Source organism: Pseudomonas sp. UW4, from assembly GCF_000316175.1.
GTDB classification, from domain to species: Bacteria; Pseudomonadota; Gammaproteobacteria; order Pseudomonadales; family Pseudomonadaceae; genus Aquipseudomonas; species Aquipseudomonas laurylsulfatiphila.
Genome location: NC_019670.1, coordinates 1,132,915 through 1,151,467, shown reverse-complemented (window position 1 = coordinate 1,151,467; position 18,553 = coordinate 1,132,915). Strand labels below are relative to the sequence as shown.

The following is an 18,553-nucleotide window of genomic DNA, read 5'->3' as shown; positions in this document are numbered from 1 at the left end:
TTTTTACAGTTCGACGACAACCGCCTGCGAAGCACGGGTCGCCTTGGCGCGGGCGACTTCGATCGACTCGTCGCGCGCCAGGGCCACGCCCATGCGGCGCTGGCCGTTGACTTCAGGCTTGCCGAACAGGCGCAGCGCGGTATCCGGCTCGCTCAAGGCGGCGCCCAGGTTGGCGAATGCGGTCCGGGTCGACTGCCCTTCCACCAGAATCACCGCCGAGGCCGATGGCCCGAACTGACGGATCAACGGGATCGGCAGGCCGAGAATGGCCCGTGCATGCAGGGCGAACTGCGACAGGTCCTGAGAAATCAGCGTGACCAGGCCGGTGTCGTGCGGGCGCGGCGAGACTTCGCTGAACCACACCTGGTCACCCTTGATGAACAACTCGACGCCGAACAGACCGCGGCCACCCAGGGCCTCGGTCACGGCTTTGGCGACGCGTTCGGATTCAGCAAGAGCAATCGGGCTCATGGCCTGCGGCTGCCAGGATTCCTGGTAGTCGCCCTTCTCCTGACGGTGACCGACCGGCGCGCAGAAGGTGGTGCCGCCAACGTGGCGCACCGTCAACAGGGTGATTTCGTAGTCGAAATCGATGAAGCCTTCGATGATCACCCGACCTTTACCGGCGCGGCCACCTTCCTGGGCGTAGTCCCAGGCTTTCTGCACGTCATCGACGCTGCGCAGCAGGCTCTGGCCCTTGCCCGAGGAGCTCATGACCGGCTTGACCACGCATGGGAAACCGAGGTCTTCAACGGCCTTGCTGTAGTCCTCGAAGGTGTCGGCGAAGTGGTACGGCGAGGTCGGCAGGTCCAGCTCTTCAGCGGCCAGGCGACGGATGCCTTCGCGGTTCATGGTCAATTGCGCGGCGCGGGCGGTCGGGATCACGGTGAAGCCTTCGGCCTCCAGCTCCACCAGGGTCGCGGTGGCGATGGCTTCGATTTCCGGGACGATGAAATGCGGCTTCTCGGCCTCGATCACGGCACGCAGGGCAGCGCCGTCAAGCATGTTGATCACGTGGCTGCGGTGCGCCACCTGCATGGCCGGCGCGTTGGCGTAGCGATCCACGGCAATCACTTCAACGCCCAGGCGTTGCAGCTCGATCACCACTTCCTTGCCCAACTCGCCACAGCCACACATCAATACGCGGGTCGCGGTGGGCGACAATGGAGTTCCGATACGGGTCATCTGAAGGTCCTCAAGAAGCGGATCATCGAGGGAAGCACGCTTCCCATGGGGAGAAAGCGCGGCATTTTACATGAACTTCAGCTGACGACAGCCTGTTTGCGCAGGCGCCAGGCCATGATCAGCCACACGGCGGTTACCCCGGCAAATTTCGAGCCCAGGGCGGTGAGGATCACCCCCGGCGTCAGGGCGTCGATCATGCCGAAAAAGATAAAGGTATCGAGGGGAATGCTCAGGGCCGAACTTATCCACAGGCGATCATGCAGCGGGCGCCGGGTGATGCTGAACACCAGCCAGTCGATGCACTCGGAAACCGCGAACGCCGTGGCGCTGGCCAGGGCGATGGACGGATCGGAGGTGGCGTAGGACAACACCAGCGCCACCAGCATCGCCACGAGGGCGCCATGCCCGAAACGGGTTTGCACCATGTCGCGCAACACAAACACCAGCCCGCCCCAGGCCGACCAGAGGATGTCCAGGTGTGGCGCGGTGGAAAAGGCGAAGTTGATCAGCACGACGCTGCTGATGTAGGTGATCAGGAAGAGCATAGGCTTGGAAAGCACCTGTGAATTTGCCGCACAGGATACTGTAGGAGCGAGCCTGCTCGCGATGGTCGTTAACGAAAACGCAGGGGAGTCTGGTTCCCCGCGGTGTTCTTGAGTCCATCGCGAGCAGGCTCGCTCCTACAACCGCGGTTTTGCCCCGATCATCCACACTAACCCACTGGCCTTGGCCCGTTCATGACACAACCCCAGCACCTTGCGCCGTTCGTCGTTGGTCATGCGGCTCCAGCGGGTGATTTCCTCAACCGTGCGCTGGCAACCGGTGCAGATGTCATCGTCATCCAGCGCACAAATACTCACGCAGGGCGACGCTACCGGGCGTTCGGTGGCCGTCATTCTTCCTGCTCGACCAGATCGCGGGCATAACGCTGCGAGTTGTGCACATAGTGGGCAGCGCTGGCTTCCAGCATCTTGATTTGCGGCTCGGTCAATTCGCGCACCACTTTGCCGGGCGAACCCATGACCAGCGATCCGTCCGGAATCTCCTTGCCTTCGCCGATCAGCGAATTGGCGCCGATGATGCAGTTCTTGCCGATCTTCGCGCCATTGAGAATCACCGCGTTGATGCCGATCAGGCTGTAGTCGCCGACGGTGCAGCCGTGGAGCATGGCGTTGTGGCCGATGGTCACGCCGGTGCCGATGGTCAGCGGATAGCCCATGTCGGTGTGCATCACGGTGCCGTCCTGGACGTTGCTGTTCTTGCCGATCAGGATCAACTCGTTGTCGCCGCGCAACACGGCGTTGAACCAGACGTTGGCGCCCTCCTCCAGCTTGACCTTGCCCACCAGCACGGCATTGGGGGCGACCCAGCTCTGTGGATGGGTTTCGACACGGGCGTCGCCCAGGCGGTATTTCATTGTTGTTTTCCTCAGGGCTCGGGCAGTGCCAGTCGAACGATGGCTTCAGGTATTGATAAAGCTTTTGGGAGGTTGATGCAGGCTGATTTTGGCGTCATACAGCAGGTTGATCAACTCGACGATCATGATCGCCGTCAGTCCCCAGATCTTGTATTCGCCAAAGCGATAGCTCGGCACGTACCAGCTGCGGCCCTGATAGTCGATGCGATGGGTATGTTCGCGGGGGTCTTTGCGGAAGAATTCCAGGGGCACGCTGAACACCGCGGCAATCTCGGCATCGTTGGCCCGGTATTCGACAAAATCCGGGATCACCCCGACATAGGGCGTGACCATGATGCCATGCAGGCTGATCAGCGGACTGAGCGGGCCGATCACCTCGACCAGCCCCGGCGGCAGGCCGATTTCTTCCTCGGCTTCACGCAGGGCGGTGAAAATCAGGTCGGAGTCTTCGGGGTCGCGGCGACCACCGGGGAAGGCGACTTCGCCGCCATGGGTCGACAGGCCGCTGGCACGCAGGGTCAACACCAACTCGGGTTCGTCACTGCGGGTGATGGGCACCAGCACCGCGGCCTCGGGAAAACGACGATCGGTCTCCAGTGTGCGTGGAGTGTGGTTACTAACCCGATGCAGTAGCTCGTCCAGCATGAGTGTTCTCGATTTGTGCCTTACCCGGCATCATGCACCAATCGCTGCGGTCGCCCAACCCCCGCAACCGCCCCATGTCGCGAAACGACAACTTGCCGACCGGCACTGCCTCACGCCAAGATAGGCGCAGCATTCAGGAACCCCAGCATGAAATTTTGCAGCCAGTGCGGTAACCCGGTGACCCAGCGCATTCCCGAGGGCGATTCGCGCCTGCGTTTTGTCTGCGACAGCTGTCAGGCCATCCACTACCAGAACCCCAATATCGTCGCCGGCTGCGTGGCGACCTGGGGCAGCAAGGTGTTGCTGTGCCGACGGGCCATCGAGCCGCGCCGCGGTTACTGGACCCTGCCCGCCGGTTTCATGGAAAACGGCGAGACCATCGAGCAGGCCGCCATTCGCGAGACCGCCGAGGAAGCCTGCGCCCGGGTGCGCAACCTGAGCATCTATACCCTGATCGATGTGCCACACATCAGCCAGGTGCATGTGTTCTTCCGTGCCACGCTTGCGGACCTGGATTTTTCTGCAGGCCCCGAGAGCCTGGAAGTGCAACTATTCGACGAAGCGGACATTCCTTGGGATGAGCTGGCTTTCCGCACGGTGGGCCGTACCTTAGAATGCTTCTTCGCTGACCGGCGGACCGAGGTCTATCCCGTACGGTCTGAATCGATTCCGCCGCTTGCTCAGCCTGCCATTATCTGATGCCATATTGGTATCATTCGTAGCCGCTGAAAAATCGTACGAACGCGGCCCGAGCCTTCGGCGGCTCCCACAAAAACATCTATAAATAAATAGTCGCGACACCTCCTGGGGAATCGTTTCAATGCGCTGGTTGCTTGCCCTGTTCTGTTTGTCTTTCGTCGCGGTGTCCCAGGCTTCTGCCCTGGAAACCCTGGACGGCAAGGTCATCGAGAAAATCCTGGTTCTCAAGTCTTCCCATCAATTGCAATTGATCAATGACGGCAAGCCGCTCAAGACCTATCGCATTTCCCTGGGCAAGCGTCCCAAGGGGCCGAAACTGATGGAAGGCGACAAGCGCACCCCGGAAGGCCTCTACTGGGTCGACTGGCGCAAGGTCAGCGATAAATTCAACCTGGCGATGCACATTTCCTACCCGAACATCAGCGACTCGGCCCGCGCCCGTCGTGAAGGCGTCGAGCCCGGCGGCATGATCATGATCCACGGCACCCCGGACACCGAAGACACCCCGGAAGACCTGTTCCACACCCTGGACTGGACCGACGGCTGCATCGCCATGCGCAACATTGACATGCGTGAAGTCTGGAACCTGGTGCCGGACGGCACGATGATCGAGATTCGTCCGTAATTCCCTGCCCCTGCAAGGGATTCTGTGGCGAGGGGGCTTGCCCCCGTTGCGCTGCGCAGCAGTGCCAAACCCTGCAAACACATGTTGTCTGACTCAACTGATCTGCTGACTTCACGGCTGCTGCGCAGCCGAACGGGGGCAAGCCCCCTCGCCACAACGATTGCACAATTCTGAACACGACCATTGGTCGGCATCAAAAAATAAAATCAGAAGATCGCAGCCTGCGCCAGCTCCTACGGGGTGAATACCATTTCGCTCTGTAGGAGCTGCCGCAGGCTGCGATCTTTGTCGTTTTAAAGCCTAGCGCTAATACCACTTCAAACCACCCCACATCCAGCCGGCCACAATCGGCCCATTCTTGTAAAACACCCGCGTTGACATGGTATGCAAGTGGTATTAGTTTCGCCTCACAACCGGGCGACAACAATCCTATATCCGCATCGGACAATGCCTACATGAACGATCTACAGGCCCTGCGCCCCGACGACACCCAACCCACGCCGTTGTACCTGCAACTGGCACGCAATCTGGAAGCGGCGATCCATGCCGGCCAGTGGAAAGCCGAACAGGCCATGCCGTCGGAGCGCCATCTGAGCGAGACCCTGGGCATCTCCCGCGTCACTGCACGCAAAGCGCTGGAAGTGTTGTTCGAACAAGGCCTTATCCGCCGTAACCAGGGCTCCGGCACCTTCATCACGCCGCGCCTGGAACAGCCGCTGTCGCGCCTTTCCGGTTTCAGTGAAATGCTAAGGCTCAAGGGGTTTGTGCCCAGTTCACACTGGCTGGAGCGGGAAATCACCCTGCCGACCCACGAAGAGCTGATCCGCCTCGGCCTGTCGCCCAACGACAAGGTCGCGCGGCTCAAACGCCTGCGCAAGGCCGACGACACCGTGATGGCCATCGAGATGAGCACCCTGCCCGCCTCGATCATTCCCAAGCCGCAAGCGGTGGGTGATTCCCTCTACGAATTCCTCGACGGCATCGGCAAGCCGGTGGTGCGCGCCTTGCAGCACATCCAGGCGATCAACGCCTCGGACGAGTTCGCCGCGCTGGTCGGCATCGCCCCCGGAACCGCCATGCTGCTGATGACCCGGGTCGGCTACCTGGAAGACAACACGCCCATCGAAGTCACCGACACCTATTGCCGCAACGACTACTACGACTTTGTCGCCGAGCTGCGTCGCTGACAAAACAGCCGGCCGTTAAAAACCGAGATCCCGACATGTCCGAAGACAACATCCTCACAGCCCACGGCTGGGTTCGCGGCCGACTGGTCCACGCCCACGGCAAGGTCGTGTCCATCGAAGGCGTCCCTTGCGATCCGGCGGACAACGACCTGCCTTATCTGCTGCCGGGTTTCATCGACCTGCACGTTCACGGCGGTGGCGGCAAAGACATCATGGAAGGCACGCCCGCCTTCGAAACCATCACCCGAACCCACGTGCGCTTCGGCACCACGTCGCTGCTGGCGACCACCATGACGGCGCCGAGCGAAGAAATCTCCAACGTACTCAAAGCCGTCGGCGAATTCTATGAGCAGCGACCACAAGGCTGCGCGCGGGTGCTCGGTGTGCACCTCGAAGGCCCCTACATCAACCCCGGCAAGCTCGGCGCGCAACCCAACTTCGCCCACACCGCGTTGATGGCCGAGGTCGAAGCGTATCTGGCACTGGCGCCGATCCGGGTGATCACCATTGCCCCGGAAATCGCCGGTCACGATGCCTTGATCCGCGACCTCAGCCGCCGCGGCATCCGCATGCAGATCGGCCACACCCTGGGCAGTTACGAGGAAGGCGTCGCAGCGCTGGAGGCCGGCGCCAGCAGCTTCACCCACCTCTACAACGCCATGAGCCCGCTGCATCACCGCGAGCCGGGGATTGTCGGCGCCGCACTGGCCCACGCGAAGTACGCCGAACTGATCCCGGACCTGTTGCACGTGCACCCCGGCGCCATCCGCGTCGCCCTGCGCTCGATCCCGTGCCTGTACTGCGTCACCGACTCGACCGCCGCCGCCGGCATGCCCGACGGCGAGTACAAACTCGGCAGCCACACCGTGACCAAGTGTCTGGGCGGCGTGCGCCTGCCCGACGGCACCCTGGCCGGCAGCACCCTGACCATGGATCAGGCCCTGCGCAACCTGGTGAAAATCGGCCTGCCCATCGCCGAAGCCTCGCAGCGTCTGTCGCAATTCCCCGCCGACTACCTCGGCCTCACCGAACGCGGGCGCCTGCAACCAGGGGCCTGGGCCGACTGCGTGCGGCTGGATCGCTCACTGAAACTGACCGCCGTCATGGTCGAAGGAGAAGACATTGACTTCAAAAATGCTTGAAGAGGCGCTGTCCTCGTTCGAGGCCGTGCAAGCCCAACTGCAGCAACTCGACCCGCAGATGATCGAGATCGCCGGACGCCTGCGTCGTCAGCCGCCGCAAGTGGCCATGACCGTGGCGCGCGGCAGTTCCGACCACGCCGCCAGTTACTTCGCCTACCTGACCATGCAGCTACTGGGCATTCCGGTGGCGTCGTTGCCGATGTCGGTGGTGACCATGCAGCAGGCGCCGCTGAAGGTCAGCGGCCAGGTGGCATTCGCCTTCTCGCAATCGGGGCAAAGCCCGGACCTGGTCAACAGCCTGCGCCTGTTGCGCAAGCGCGGCGCCTTGAGCATTTCGCTGGTCAATGCCGAGGACTCGCCGCTGGAAGCCGCCTGTGAGTTCAGCCTGCCGCTGTGTGCCGGCACTGAAAGCAGCGTCGCTGCGACCAAGAGTTTCATCGCCACCCTGAGCGCCAGCGCGCGGTTGATCGGGCACTGGAAGGAAGACGCCGAACTGCTCGAGGCCGGCTTGGCCTTGCCCGACGGCCTGCGCAACGCCGCGCAACAGGACTGGAGCCCGGCCATCGAGGCCTTGCGCGATTGCCAGCGGCTGATGGTGATCGGCCGGGGCGCCGGTTTCGCCATCGCCCAGGAAGCGGCGCTCAAATTCAAAGAGACCTCGGCGATCCAGGCCGAAGCCTTCAGCAGCGCCGAAGTCCGTCACGGCCCGATGGCTCTGATCGGTGACAACTACCCGCTGCTGGTGTTTGCCCCACGGGGCGCCGAACAGGCCGGTCTGCTGAGCCTGGCCGCCGACATGCGCCAGCGCGGCGCCCGTGTGCTGCTGGCCGCGCCGGATGACGTGCGCGAGCGCGATCTGACCCTGACCCGCGCCGAACACCCGGCCCTCGACCCGATTCTGGCGATCCAGAGTTTCTACGTGATGGCCGCCGGCCTGGCCGTGGCCCGCGGCATGGACCCGGACCAGCCGCGGCACTTGAGCAAAGTCACCCGCACCCATTGAATCATTGTCCCCTGTGGGAGCGAGCTTGCTCGCGATGGACGTCAACGATGACGCGTGTTTCCTGAATGAACGCGTTGTTCTCAGGTTCTTCGCGAGCAAGCTCGCTCCTACAGGGGGCACGTTGATCCGAACTGTATTTTTTGATGAGACCGAGCCATGCATAACAACAATAAAGAGCTGACTTTAAGCGCCCCGCTCAGCGGCCCGGTGCTCACGCTCGCCAAAGTCCCGGACCCGGTGTTTGCCAGCGGCGCCATGGGCGACGGCATCGCTATCGATCCGCTCAACGACACGCTCCACGCCCCCTGCGCGGGGGTGGTGGTGCATGTCGCGCGCACCGGTCACGCACTGACCTTGCGTGCCGACAACGGCGCGGAATTGCTCCTGCACCTGGGCCTCGACACGGTCGAGTTGCAGGGCCTGGGCTTCTCGATGCTGGTCAAGGAAGGGGCGCGCGTCGCCAATGGCCAACCCCTGCTGCGCTACGACCTGGACAAGGTCGCGCAACAGTGCAAAAGCCTGGTCAGCCTGCTGATCCTTACTAACAGCCAGGACTTTCAGGCGCGGCCCATTACCCTCAAATCGGTGAAAGTCGGTGAGCCGCTGCTGCACATCATTCGTCGACAGACATCGACCGCAGAGGTCGATGTCGAGTTTGCCGGCGCAGAGATTGTCGGCCTCGTACGCATTGCGCACCGTGGCGGCCTGCACGCGCGGCCGGCGGCGTTGATCCGTCAGACCGCGCAAGGTTTCAAAAGCAAATCGCAGCTGCACTTCGCCGGCAAGTCGGCCACCTGCGACAGCCTGATTGGCTTGATGGGGCTGGCCATCGGTGAACAGGCGGAGGTTCAGGTCAGTTGCCAGGGCCCGGATGCCGAAGCCGCGTTGCAAGCCTTGCTCACCGCGTTATCCACAGCCCTGGCCGAAGACAGTCACGCCGCCGCGCCACCGACGATCGCCCAACGCAATCGCCCCGCCGAAGCCGGTGTGTTGCACGGCGTTTGCGCGGCGCCGGGCCTGGTCGGCGGGCCGCTGTTTCGCCTGAATGCGATCAGCCTGCCAGTGGATGCCGGCCAGCATGATCCGCAACAGCAACGCCAGGTTCTGGACGCGGCACTGGGCCAGGTGCGCAATGAAATCGACCACACCCTGACCCTGGCAAAAAAACACAAGGACAGCGCTGAAGAGGCCATTTTCGCCGCACACCTGGCGCTGCTCGAAGATCCGGCCTTGCTCGACGCTGCCAGCCAATCCGTCGACCAGGGCACAGCTGCGACCCACGCCTGGAGCCAGGCCATCGACGCGCAATGCGAAGTGCTCCAGCAAACCGGCAGTACATTGCTCGCCGAACGCGCCAATGACCTGCGCGACCTCAAGCAACGTGTGCTGCGCGTATTGCTCGGCGATACCTGGCATTACGACGTGCCGGCCGGCGCCATCGTCGCGGCCCATGAACTGACTCCGTCCGATCTGCTGCAACTGAGCCAGCAAGGCGTCGCCGGGCTGTGCATGGCCGAGGGCGGTGCGACCTCCCACGTAGCGATTCTGGCCCGGGGCAAAGGCCTGCCGTGCATGGTCGCACTGGGCTCGACGCTGCTCGATCAGCAACAGGGGCAACCGGTGGTGCTGGACGCCGACGGCGGCCGCCTCGAACTGACACCCGGCACACAGCGCCTGGCCGACGTGCGCCAGTTGCAACAGCAACAGCAACAACGCCGGGCCGAACAACAGGCCCAGGCGCACACACCGGCGCTGACAAGCGATGGCCTGCGCATCGAGGTCGCCGCCAACGTGGCGTCCAGCACGGAAGCGGCAGACGCATTGGCCAATGGCGCCGACGGCGTCGGCTTGCTGCGCACCGAATTTCTCTTCGTCGACCGCCACACCGCCCCGGACGAACTGGAACAACACCAGGCCTATCAAGCCGTGCTCGATGCCATGGGCGACAAGTCGGTGATCATCCGCACCATCGACGTCGGTGGCGACAAGCAACTCGATTACCTGCCACTGCCCGCCGAGGCCAACCCGGTGCTCGGCCTGCGCGGCATTCGCCTGGCCCAGGTCCGCCCGGAACTGCTCGACCAGCAACTTCGCGCGCTACTGCACCTGCGCCCGTTGTCACGCTGCCGGATCCTGCTGCCGATGATCACTGAGGTCGATGAACTGCTGCACATCCGCCAGCGCCTCGATGCCTTGTGTACCGAACTGGGCCTGGCGCAGCGCCCGGAACTGGGGGTGATGATTGAAGTGCCGGCCGCCGCGCTGCTGGCCGAGCAACTGGCGGAGCACGCGGACTTCCTGTCCATCGGCACCAACGACCTGTCGCAATACACCCTGGCCATGGACCGCGACCATGCCGGCCTTGCCGCGCGCGTCGATGCGTTGCACCCGGCCCTGCTGCGGTTGATCGCCCAGACCTGCGCCGGTGCGGCGCAGCACAAGCGTTGGGTCGGTGTCTGCGGTGCACTGGCGTCCGATCCGCTGGCCACGCCGGTGTTGATCGGCCTGGGGGTCAGCGAGCTGTCGGTGAGCCCGGTACAGATCGGTGAAATCAAGGACCGCGTGCGTCATCTCGACGCCAGCGAATGCTGGCGCATCAGCCAGGGCCTGCTCAAGCTGAGCAGCGCCAGTGCCGTGCGTCATGCCTGCCACCAGCACTGGCCTCTGAGCTAGCTCTTTACAAAAGAAGAACAAAAATCCAGGGAGATCCGCCATGTACCAACTTTTCATTGAAGGCCTGCAACGCCTCGGCCGCGCGCTGATGCTGCCGATCGCGATCCTGCCGATTGCCGGCCTGCTGCTGCGCCTGGGCGACACCGACCTGCTCAACATCGCGATCATCCACGACGCCGGCCAGGTGATCTTTGCCAACCTGGCGATGATCTTCGCCATCGGCATCGCGGTGGGTTTCGCCAAGGACAACAACGGTACGGCGGGGCTTGCCGGGGTGATCGGTTACCTGGTGATGATCGCCACCCTCAAGGTCCTCGACCCGAGCATCAACATGGGCATGCTCGCCGGGATCGTCAGCGGCCTGATGGCCGGCGCGCTGTACAACCGCTTCAAGGACATCAAGCTGCCGGAGTACCTGGCCTTCTTCGGTGGGCGACGGTTCGTGCCGATTGTCACCGGGTTCGCCGCCGTGGGCCTGGGCGTGGTGTTCGGCTATATCTGGCCGCCGATCCAGCACGGCATCAACAGCTTCGGCACGCTGATGATGGAGAGTGGCAGCATTGGTGCGTTCGTCTTCGGCGTGTTCAACCGCCTGCTGATCGTCACCGGCCTGCACCACATCCTCAACAACATGGCGTGGTTCGTGTTCGGCAATTTCACCGACCCCACCTCCGGTGCGCTGGTCACCGGCGACCTGTCGCGCTACTTCGCCGGCGACCCGAAAGGCGGCCAGTTCATGACCGGGATGTTCCCGGTGATGATCTTCGGCCTGCCCGCCGCGTGCCTGGCGATGTACCGCAACGCCCTGCCGGAACGGCGCAAGGTGATGGGCGGGATATTCCTGTCGATGGCCCTGACCGCGTTCCTGACCGGCGTGACCGAGCCGATCGAATTCGCCTTCATGTTCCTCGCGCCGCTACTGTTTCTGCTGCATGCGTTGCTCACCGGCCTGTCGATGGCCGTCACCAATGCGCTGAACATTCACCTGGGCTTCACCTTCTCCGGTGGCTTCATCGACATGGTGCTTGGCTGGGGCAAGTCCACCAACGGCTGGCTGGTGTTTCCGGTGGGCCTGGCGTATGCCGTGATCTACTACGTGGTGTTCGATTACTGCATCCGTCGTTTCGACCTGAAGACACCGGGCCGCGAAACCAGTGTTGCCACCCCACAGGTGGCGGTGGCCGACAATGAACGCGCCGGGGCTTACATCAAGGCCTTGGGCGGTGCCGCAAACCTGATCACCGTCGGTGCCTGCACCACGCGGTTGCGCCTGGACATGGTGGATCGCAACAAGGCCTCGGATACCGATCTAAAGGCGCTCGGCGCCATGGCCGTGGTGCGTCCGGGCAAGGGCGGGAGCTTGCAGGTAGTGGTCGGGCCGATGGCCGATGCGATTGCCGATGAGATTCGCTTGGCGATGCCGGCGCAGGGGCGTGCCATCGTGTCGTCGCCGGCAGCAGAAATCGACGCGCCTCCACCTGCCGCCGTGGCAACACCCGAGGCGCAGCAATGGCTCGATGCGCTGGGGGGTGGCGACAATGTGCTGCAACTCGACTGCATCGCCATGACGCGCATCCGCCTGCAACTGGCCAATGGCAAGGCATTGTCGGAGTGTGATTTGAAAGCGCTGGGTTGCCAGGGTGTGAGTCAGCTGGACGGCGGGATCTGGCATCTGCTGGTTGGCGACAAGGCGCCAAGTTTGAGTGATGCGCTGGAAGCGTTGGTCAATCGCAGTGAGGTCAGTGCCAAGGTTTAGATCCTCGGTGCCTGACAGGCCGCCATCGCGAGCAGGCTCGCTCCCACAAGGGTCCGGTGTACATCGATCCACTGTGGGAGCGAGCCTGCTCGCGAAGAGGCCATCACTAACACCACAATAGTTGTGGGTAATAAAAAACCCGCTGAAATCACTTTCAGCGGGTTTTTCATTTCAGCGGCACGAGAATCAGAAATCCTCCAACCGCCACACTTCATAAGCCGGCGTCTCGTAGGGATGGCTCTGTTTCAGAGCCACCACCACCGAGCGAATCAACTCATCAGCCACTACAAGCTCGACTTTCCATTCCTCGACCTGTTCGACCTGCCCTGCCTCGCCAATGAACGGCTGACTGCCGTCCAGTGGACGAAACTGGCCCAGACCCAACACTTGCCATGCACAGTGATCGTAAGCACCGATCCGTCCGCCACCGGCGGCGAATACGGCACTTTTGACCATGTCGACATGACTGTCGGGAACAAAGAAGCTGAGCTTGTACACGACGCTTAGTTCACCCACACGCGAGCGTTACGGAACATGCGCATCAGCGGTGCATCTTCGTTCCAGTCATCCGAACGCCACGAGTTCTGCACGGCGCGGAACACACGCTCCGGGTGCGGCATCATGATGGTCACGCGACCGTCGCGGCTGGTCAAACCGGTGATCCCGCGCGGCGAGCCGTTCGGGTTGGCCGGGTAGCTTTCGGTGACCTTGCCGTGGTTGTCGACGAAACGCATTGCCACGCAACCGGACAGATCGGCTTCCAGCAGTGCTTCTTCGCTGGCGAACTCGGCATGACCTTCGCCGTGGGCGATGGCGATCGGCATGCGCGAACCGGCCATGCCCTGCAGGAAGATCGAATTCGACTCCTGGATCTGCACCATGGCAACACGGGCTTCGAACTGCTCGGAACGGTTGCGCACGAAGTGCGGCCAGAACTCGCTGCCCGGGATCAGCTCGTGCAGGTTGGACATCATCTGGCAACCGTTGCACACGCCGAGGGTGAAGCTGTCGTTGCGCTCGAAGAAGCCCTGGAACGCATCGCGGGCGCGGCTGTTGAACAGCGCGGATTTCGCCCAGCCTTCACCGGCACCCAATACGTCGCCGTAGGAGAAGCCACCGCAAGCAACCATGCCCTTGAACTCGTTGAGGTCGACACGGCCGGCCAGGATGTCGCTCATGTGCACGTCGATCGCGTTGAAACCGGCGCGGTCGAACGCCGCCGCCATTTCCACCTGACCGTTGACGCCCTGCTCACGCAGCACGGCAACCTGTGGGCGGATGCCTTTCTTGATGTAAGGCGCGGCGATGTCCTGGTTGATGTCGTAGCTCAGCTTGACGCTCAGGCCCGGGTTGTCTTCTTCCAGCAGCACGTCGAACTCTTGCTCGGCGCAATCGGCGTTGTCACGCAGGCGCTGGATCTGGTAGCTGGTCTCGGCCCACTGGCGTTGCAGCAGACGACGCTGGCCTTCGAACACGGTGTCACCGTTGAAGGTGATACCGATCTCGCCATTGTTGATTGGCTGACCGATCACCGACACGCAATCGCCCAGGCCGGCAGCGCTGAACTGCGCGAGGATGTCCGGGGTGGCGTCCTGGCGAACCTGGATCACGGCACCCAGTTCTTCGTTGAACAGGATCGCGGCGATGTCGGCGGAGGAATCCGCCAGGCTGTCGAGGTTCAGGCTCAGGCCGCAGTGACCGGCGAAGGCCATTTCGACGACGGAGGTCAGCAGACCACCGTCGGAACGGTCGTGGTAAGCCAGCAGGTGACCGTCGGCGTTGAGGCCCTGGATCACGGCGAAGAAGGCCTTCAGGTCTTCGGCGTCGTCGACGTCCGGAGCCTGTTTGCCGAGCTTGCCGTGAACCTGCGCGAGGATCGAGGCGCCCATGCGGTTCTGGCCGCGGCCCAGGTCGATCAGGATCAGGTCAGTGGTGCCCTTGTCCATGCGCAGTTGCGGGGTCAGGGTCTGACGGATGTCAGTCACTGGCGCAAAACCGGTCACGATCAGGGACATCGGCGACGTGACGGACTTGTCGACGCCTTCATCGTTCCAGCGCGTGGCCATGGACATCGAGTCCTTGCCCACCGGAATGGTGATGCCCAGCTCAGGGCACAGCTCCATGCCGACCGCTTTCACGGTGTCGTACAGACGCGCGTCTTCGCCCGGGTGACCGGCAGCGGACATCCAGTTCGCCGACAGCTTGATGTCGGAGATCTTGCCGATGCGCGAGGCCGCGATGTTGGTCAGGGTTTCGCCGATGGCCATGCGGCCCGACGCCGGAGCGTCCAGCAGTGCCAGCGGAGTCCGCTCGCCCATGGCCATGGCTTCGCCGGTGTAGACGTCGAAGCTGGTGGCGGTGACGGCAACGTCGGCCACCGGAACCTGCCACGGGCCGACCATCTGGTCACGAGCCACGAGGCCGGTGATGGTGCGGTCGCCGATGGTGATCAGGAAGCTCTTGCTCGCCACGGCCGGGTGATGCAGGACACGCTCGACGCAGTCGGCAATGTTCAGGGTCGACGGATCGAAGTCGTCGCCCAGCTCGGCTTCACGTACCACCGAACGGTGCATGCGTGGCGCCTTGCCCAGCAACACTTCCAGTGGCATGTCCACCGGGCTGTTGCCGAAATGGCTGTCGGTGACGGTCAGCTGGGGTTCGGCAGTGGCTTCGCCGACCACGGCAAACGGGCAACGCTCACGTTCGCAGATCGCCTTGAAACGCTCGAAGTCAGCCGGGCCGACCGCCAGAACGTAGCGTTCCTGGGATTCGTTGGACCAGATTTCGTGCGGGGCCATGCCCGGCTCGTCGTTTGGAATGTTGCGCAGTTCGAAACGGCCACCGCGGTCGCCGTCGTTGACCAGTTCCGGGAAGGCGTTGGACAGACCGCCTGCACCCACGTCGTGGATGAAGCTGATCGGGTTCTTGTCGCCCAGTTGCCAGCAACGGTCGATGACTTCCTGGCAGCGACGTTCCATTTCCGGGTTTTCGCGCTGTACCGAAGCGAAGTCCAGGTCCGCCGAGCTGGTGCCGGTGGCCATGGAGGAAGCCGCGCCGCCACCCAGGCCGATCAGCATCGCCGGGCCGCCGAGCACGATCAGCTTGGAGCCAACGACGATCTCGCCTTTCTTGACGTGTTCTTCGCGGATGTTGCCCATGCCGCCTGCCAGCATGATCGGCTTGTGGTAGCCGCGAACTTCGTCACCGTGCGGGGTGGTGATCGACTGTTCGAAGGTACGGAAATAGCCGGTCAGGGCCGGACGACCGAATTCATTGTTGAACGCAGCGCCGCCCAATGGGCCTTCGATCATGATGTCCAGCGCGGTAACGATGCGCTCAGGCTTGCCGTATGGCACTTCCCACGGCTGTTCGAAGCCCGGGATCTGCAGGTTGGACACGGTGAAACCGGTCAGGCCGGCTTTCGGCTTGGCACCGCGACCGGTGGCGCCTTCGTCGCGGATTTCGCCACCGGAACCGGTGGATGCGCCCGGGAACGGAGCAATCGCGGTCGGGTGGTTGTGGGTCTCGACCTTCATCAGGATGTGCACCGGTTCCTGCACCGCGCCGTACTGGCGGGTTTCAGGGTCCGGGAAGAAACGACCGGCCACGGAACCGACGATCACCGAAGCGTTGTCCTTATAAGCCGACAGGACACCTTCGTTGTGCATCTGATAGGTGTTCTTGATCATGCCGAACAGGCTTTTTTCCTGGCTCTCGCCGTCGATGTCCCAACTGGCGTTGAAGATCTTGTGACGGCAGTGCTCGGAGTTCGCCTGGGCGAACATCATCAGTTCGATGTCATGCGGGTTGCGCTTCAAACCGACGAAGGCGTTGACCAGATAGTCGATCTCGTCTTCGGCCAGGGCCAGGCCCAGCTCGGTGTTGGCTTTTTCCAGCGCGGCGCGGCCGCCGCCCAGCACGTCGATGGCGGTCAGGGGTTTCGGTTCGGCGTGGCTGAACAGGCCGGCGGCCTGTTCGAGGTTGCCCAGGACGATCTGGGTCATGCGGTCGTGCAGACCGTCAGCGATCAACCGGGCTTCAGCATCGCTGAACTGGCCGGCCACGTAGAACGCGATGCCGCGCTCCAGGCGCTGGATTTTCGCCAGGCCGCAGTTGCGGGCGATGTCGCTGGCCTTGCTCGACCACGGCGAGATGGTGCCGAAACGCGGCAGTACCAGAAACAGACGACCGGTCGGTTCTTGTACCGGAACGCTTGGACCGTACTTCAGAAGGCGCGCGAGCACCTGCTGTTCGTCGCCGGTCAGGACGCCGGTAACTTCGGCGAAGTGAGCGAATTCAGCATACAGGCCGCTGACAGCCGGAACCTTCTGGCTCAGTTGCTCAAGGAGCTTGCTGTGGCGAAAGGCGGAAAGGGCAGGAGCGCCGCGCAGGATCAACATCTTCGGGACAGCCTCGGGAAGGGGTGTGCTTTGAGGCCGTGCATTCTAGCCTAAACAGCCCGCGACATCACCCGAAACGCTACGCACGGTTGCACTCGGGTGTCGATCTGTGTTTCTGCCCCGAAAGTCAGGTTAACCGGGCGTGTGACGACAGCTTATTTTTACTGTGACAAAATGCAGACAAGGCCCGTTCCTGCGGGGTTTCGGCCGGATTTGTGATCTCTAGCAGACTCGCCCTTCACTGTCGAGATATGGCGCCCGTGGTCCTTTGCGTATACTGCGCAGATGTTTTTCCCAATGGCTTTGCGTCCGCGGTACGCCAAATGGCTGATCGCAACCGGACTCTTCCTGATGCTCGGCGCCTGTGTTGATAAACCCAACACGCTCGAGCGCGTAAAGGAGGATGGCGTGCTGCGGGTGGTTACCCGAAACAGCCCCGCCACCTACTTTCAGGATCGCAACGGTGAAACCGGCTTCGAATACGAGCTGGTGAAGCGCTTCGCCGACGATCTGGGGGTCGAGCTCAAGATCGAGACCGCCGACAACCTCGATGACCTGTTCAACCAGGTAGGCAAGCCCAACGGCCCGGTGCTGGCGGCTGCCGGTCTGGTCAGCAGCGAAGAACGCAAGAAGCAGGTGCGCTTCTCGCACTCTTATCTGGAAGTCACCCCGCAGGTCATTTACCGCAACGGCCAGTCACGGCCGACCGACGCCAAGGACCTGGTGGGCAAGAAAATCATGGTGCTCAAGGGCAGCACCCACGCCGAACAATTGGCAAAGCTGAAACAGAAATTTCCCGGCATCGAATACGAAGAGTCTGACGCAGTCGAGGTCGTCGATCTCCTGCGCATGGTCGACGAAGGTCAGATCGACCTGACGCTGGTCGACTCCAACGAAGTCGCGATGAACCAGGTGTACTTCACCAACATCCGGGTCGCCTTCGACCTCGGTGACGCCAGCAACCAGAGCTGGGCCGTCGGGCTGGGCGACGACAACAGCCTGCTCAACGAAATCAACGACTACCTCGACAAGGTCAAGAAAAACGGCACCCTGCAACGCCTCAAGGATCGTTACTACGGGCACGTCGACGTTCTCGGCTACATGGGCGCCACCACCTTTGCCCAACACTTGCAGCAACGCCTGCCCAAGTACGAACAGCACTTCAAGTCCTACGCCAAGAAAGAGAAAGTCGACTGGCGCCTGCTGGCGGCCATCGGCTATCAGGAATCCCTGTGGCAACCGACCGTCACGTCCAAGACCGGTGTTCGCGGCCTGATGATGCTGACCCAGAACACCGCACAGGCCATGGGCGTGTCCAACCGCCTCGATCCGAAACAAAGCATCATGGGCGGCGCCAAGTACCTGGCCTACATCAAAGAACAGCTCGACGACTCGATCCAGGAACCGGACCGTACCTGGTTTGCCCTGGCGGCCTACAACGTCGGCAGCGGCCATCTGGATGACGCACGCAAACTGGCGGCCAAGGAAGGGTTGAACCCGGACAAATGGCTGGACGTGAAGAAGATCCTGCCGCGCCTGTCCGAGAAGAAGTGGTACAGCAAGACCCGCTACGGCTACGCCCGCGGCGGCGAACCGGTGCATTTCGTGGCGAACATCCGTCGCTACTACGACATCCTGACCTGGGTAACCCAGCCACAGCTTGAAGGCGACCAGGTCGCCGAGGGCAAACTGCTCGTTCCGGGGATCGACAAGAGCAAGCCGGCTCAAGAGCCTGCGCCGCTCTGACAGCCACCACCAAACAAATGTGGGAGCGAGCTTGCTCGCGATGAGGCCCTTTCAGCCACATCGATTGTGTCTGTC

15 protein-coding genes are annotated in these 18,553 nt (G+C 62.6%); 8 read left to right on the top strand and 7 right to left on the bottom strand.

The annotated features are described in order from the left end of the window. Positions 1–3: 3 nt before the first annotated feature. From purT to PPUTUW4_RS04990, 5 genes are all read right to left on the bottom strand, one after another. Positions 4–1,185 carry a formate-dependent phosphoribosylglycinamide formyltransferase gene (purT, locus tag PPUTUW4_RS05010; protein ID WP_015093659.1) on the bottom strand — a complete coding sequence of 394 codons (1,182 nt, stop codon included), beginning with the start codon at positions 1,183–1,185 and terminating at the stop codon, positions 4–6. 77 nt (positions 1,186–1,262) lie between these two features. Further along, entirely contained in the window at positions 1,263–1,730 is a 468-nt protein-coding gene (locus tag PPUTUW4_RS05005; protein ID WP_015093658.1) for a VUT family protein, read from the bottom strand. A 135-nt stretch (positions 1,731–1,865) separates the two neighbouring features. Further along, on the bottom strand, positions 1,866–2,081 hold the full coding sequence (locus PPUTUW4_RS05000; RefSeq protein ID WP_015093657.1) for a DUF1289 domain-containing protein: 216 nt from the start codon (positions 2,079–2,081) through the stop codon (positions 1,866–1,868). Further along, on the bottom strand, positions 2,078–2,602 hold the full coding sequence (locus PPUTUW4_RS04995) for a gamma carbonic anhydrase family protein (protein ID WP_015093656.1): 525 nt from the start codon (positions 2,600–2,602) through the stop codon (positions 2,078–2,080). The genes PPUTUW4_RS05000 and PPUTUW4_RS04995 overlap by 4 nt, the downstream gene beginning before the upstream one ends. A 45-nt stretch (positions 2,603–2,647) precedes the next feature. Next, entirely contained in the window at positions 2,648–3,247 is a 600-nt protein-coding gene (locus PPUTUW4_RS04990; protein WP_007973942.1) for a CoA pyrophosphatase, read from the bottom strand. Between the two features lie 147 nt (positions 3,248–3,394). Between PPUTUW4_RS04990 and PPUTUW4_RS04985 the strand changes: the two genes are divergently transcribed. From PPUTUW4_RS04985 to nagE, 7 genes are all read left to right on the top strand, one after another. Continuing rightward, positions 3,395–3,946: an NUDIX hydrolase gene (locus tag PPUTUW4_RS04985; protein ID WP_007973944.1), complete on the top strand. Its 552-nt coding sequence runs from the start codon at positions 3,395–3,397 to the stop codon at positions 3,944–3,946. 121 nt (positions 3,947–4,067) lie between these two features. Continuing rightward, entirely contained in the window at positions 4,068–4,571 is a 504-nt protein-coding gene (locus tag PPUTUW4_RS04980; protein ID WP_015093655.1) for a L,D-transpeptidase family protein, read from the top strand. 455 nt (positions 4,572–5,026) lie between these two features. Continuing rightward, on the top strand, positions 5,027–5,758 hold the full coding sequence (locus PPUTUW4_RS04975) for a GntR family transcriptional regulator (protein WP_015093654.1): 732 nt from the start codon (positions 5,027–5,029) through the stop codon (positions 5,756–5,758). 35 nt (positions 5,759–5,793) lie between these two features. Continuing rightward, positions 5,794–6,900, top strand: coding sequence for an N-acetylglucosamine-6-phosphate deacetylase (gene nagA / locus PPUTUW4_RS04970; protein WP_015093653.1), 1,107 nt, complete (start codon positions 5,794–5,796; stop codon positions 6,898–6,900). After that, positions 6,881–7,903, top strand: coding sequence for an SIS domain-containing protein (locus PPUTUW4_RS04965; protein WP_086780430.1), 1,023 nt, complete (start codon positions 6,881–6,883; stop codon positions 7,901–7,903). Before nagA ends, PPUTUW4_RS04965 begins: the two co-directional genes overlap by 20 nt. Before the next feature lie 156 nt (positions 7,904–8,059). Next, the gene (gene ptsP / locus PPUTUW4_RS04960; RefSeq protein ID WP_015093651.1) at positions 8,060–10,576 is read left to right on the top strand and encodes a phosphoenolpyruvate--protein phosphotransferase; all 2,517 of its coding nucleotides are present in this window, start codon (positions 8,060–8,062) and stop codon (positions 10,574–10,576) included. A 40-nt stretch (positions 10,577–10,616) separates the two neighbouring features. After that, positions 10,617–12,332 (top strand): N-acetylglucosamine-specific PTS transporter subunit IIBC, encoded by a 1,716-nt coding sequence (gene nagE / locus PPUTUW4_RS04955; RefSeq protein WP_015093650.1) that lies wholly within the window; start codon positions 10,617–10,619, stop codon positions 12,330–12,332. 186 nt (positions 12,333–12,518) lie between these two features. Here nagE and PPUTUW4_RS04950 read toward each other — a convergent pair whose 3' ends face one another. Both PPUTUW4_RS04950 and purL read right to left on the bottom strand, forming a co-directional pair. After that, entirely contained in the window at positions 12,519–12,830 is a 312-nt protein-coding gene (locus PPUTUW4_RS04950; RefSeq protein WP_015093648.1) for a YqfO family protein, read from the bottom strand. 5 nt (positions 12,831–12,835) lie between these two features. Then, entirely contained in the window at positions 12,836–16,732 is a 3,897-nt protein-coding gene (gene purL / locus PPUTUW4_RS04945) for a phosphoribosylformylglycinamidine synthase (RefSeq protein ID WP_015093647.1), read from the bottom strand. A gap of 285 nt (positions 16,733–17,017) precedes the next feature. On the opposite strand from purL, the gene mltF reads away from it, so the two are divergent. Further along, positions 17,018–18,478: a membrane-bound lytic murein transglycosylase MltF gene (gene mltF / locus PPUTUW4_RS04940; protein ID WP_015093646.1), complete on the top strand. Its 1,461-nt coding sequence runs from the start codon at positions 17,018–17,020 to the stop codon at positions 18,476–18,478. Positions 18,479–18,553: the final 75 nt, after the last annotated feature.

Coding starts and splice junctions, on each gene's coding strand:
- purT (WP_015093659.1), bottom strand. CDS start 1,185: ATGACCCGTATCGGAACTCCATTGTCGCCCACCGCGACCCGCGTATTG.
- PPUTUW4_RS05005 (WP_015093658.1), bottom strand. CDS start 1,730: ATGCTCTTCCTGATCACCTACATCAGCAGCGTCGTGCTGATCAACTTC.
- PPUTUW4_RS05000 (WP_015093657.1), bottom strand. CDS start 2,081: ATGACGGCCACCGAACGCCCGGTAGCGTCGCCCTGCGTGAGTATTTGT.
- PPUTUW4_RS04995 (WP_015093656.1), bottom strand. CDS start 2,602: ATGAAATACCGCCTGGGCGACGCCCGTGTCGAAACCCATCCACAGAGC.
- PPUTUW4_RS04990 (WP_007973942.1), bottom strand. CDS start 3,247: ATGCTGGACGAGCTACTGCATCGGGTTAGTAACCACACTCCACGCACA.
- PPUTUW4_RS04985 (WP_007973944.1), top strand. CDS start 3,395: ATGAAATTTTGCAGCCAGTGCGGTAACCCGGTGACCCAGCGCATTCCC.
- PPUTUW4_RS04980 (WP_015093655.1), top strand. CDS start 4,068: ATGCGCTGGTTGCTTGCCCTGTTCTGTTTGTCTTTCGTCGCGGTGTCC.
- PPUTUW4_RS04975 (WP_015093654.1), top strand. CDS start 5,027: ATGAACGATCTACAGGCCCTGCGCCCCGACGACACCCAACCCACGCCG.
- nagA (WP_015093653.1), top strand. CDS start 5,794: ATGTCCGAAGACAACATCCTCACAGCCCACGGCTGGGTTCGCGGCCGA.
- ptsP (WP_015093651.1), top strand. CDS start 8,060: ATGCATAACAACAATAAAGAGCTGACTTTAAGCGCCCCGCTCAGCGGC.
- nagE (WP_015093650.1), top strand. CDS start 10,617: ATGTACCAACTTTTCATTGAAGGCCTGCAACGCCTCGGCCGCGCGCTG.
- purL (WP_015093647.1), bottom strand. CDS start 16,732: ATGTTGATCCTGCGCGGCGCTCCTGCCCTTTCCGCCTTTCGCCACAGC.
- mltF (WP_015093646.1), top strand. CDS start 17,018: ATGTTTTTCCCAATGGCTTTGCGTCCGCGGTACGCCAAATGGCTGATC.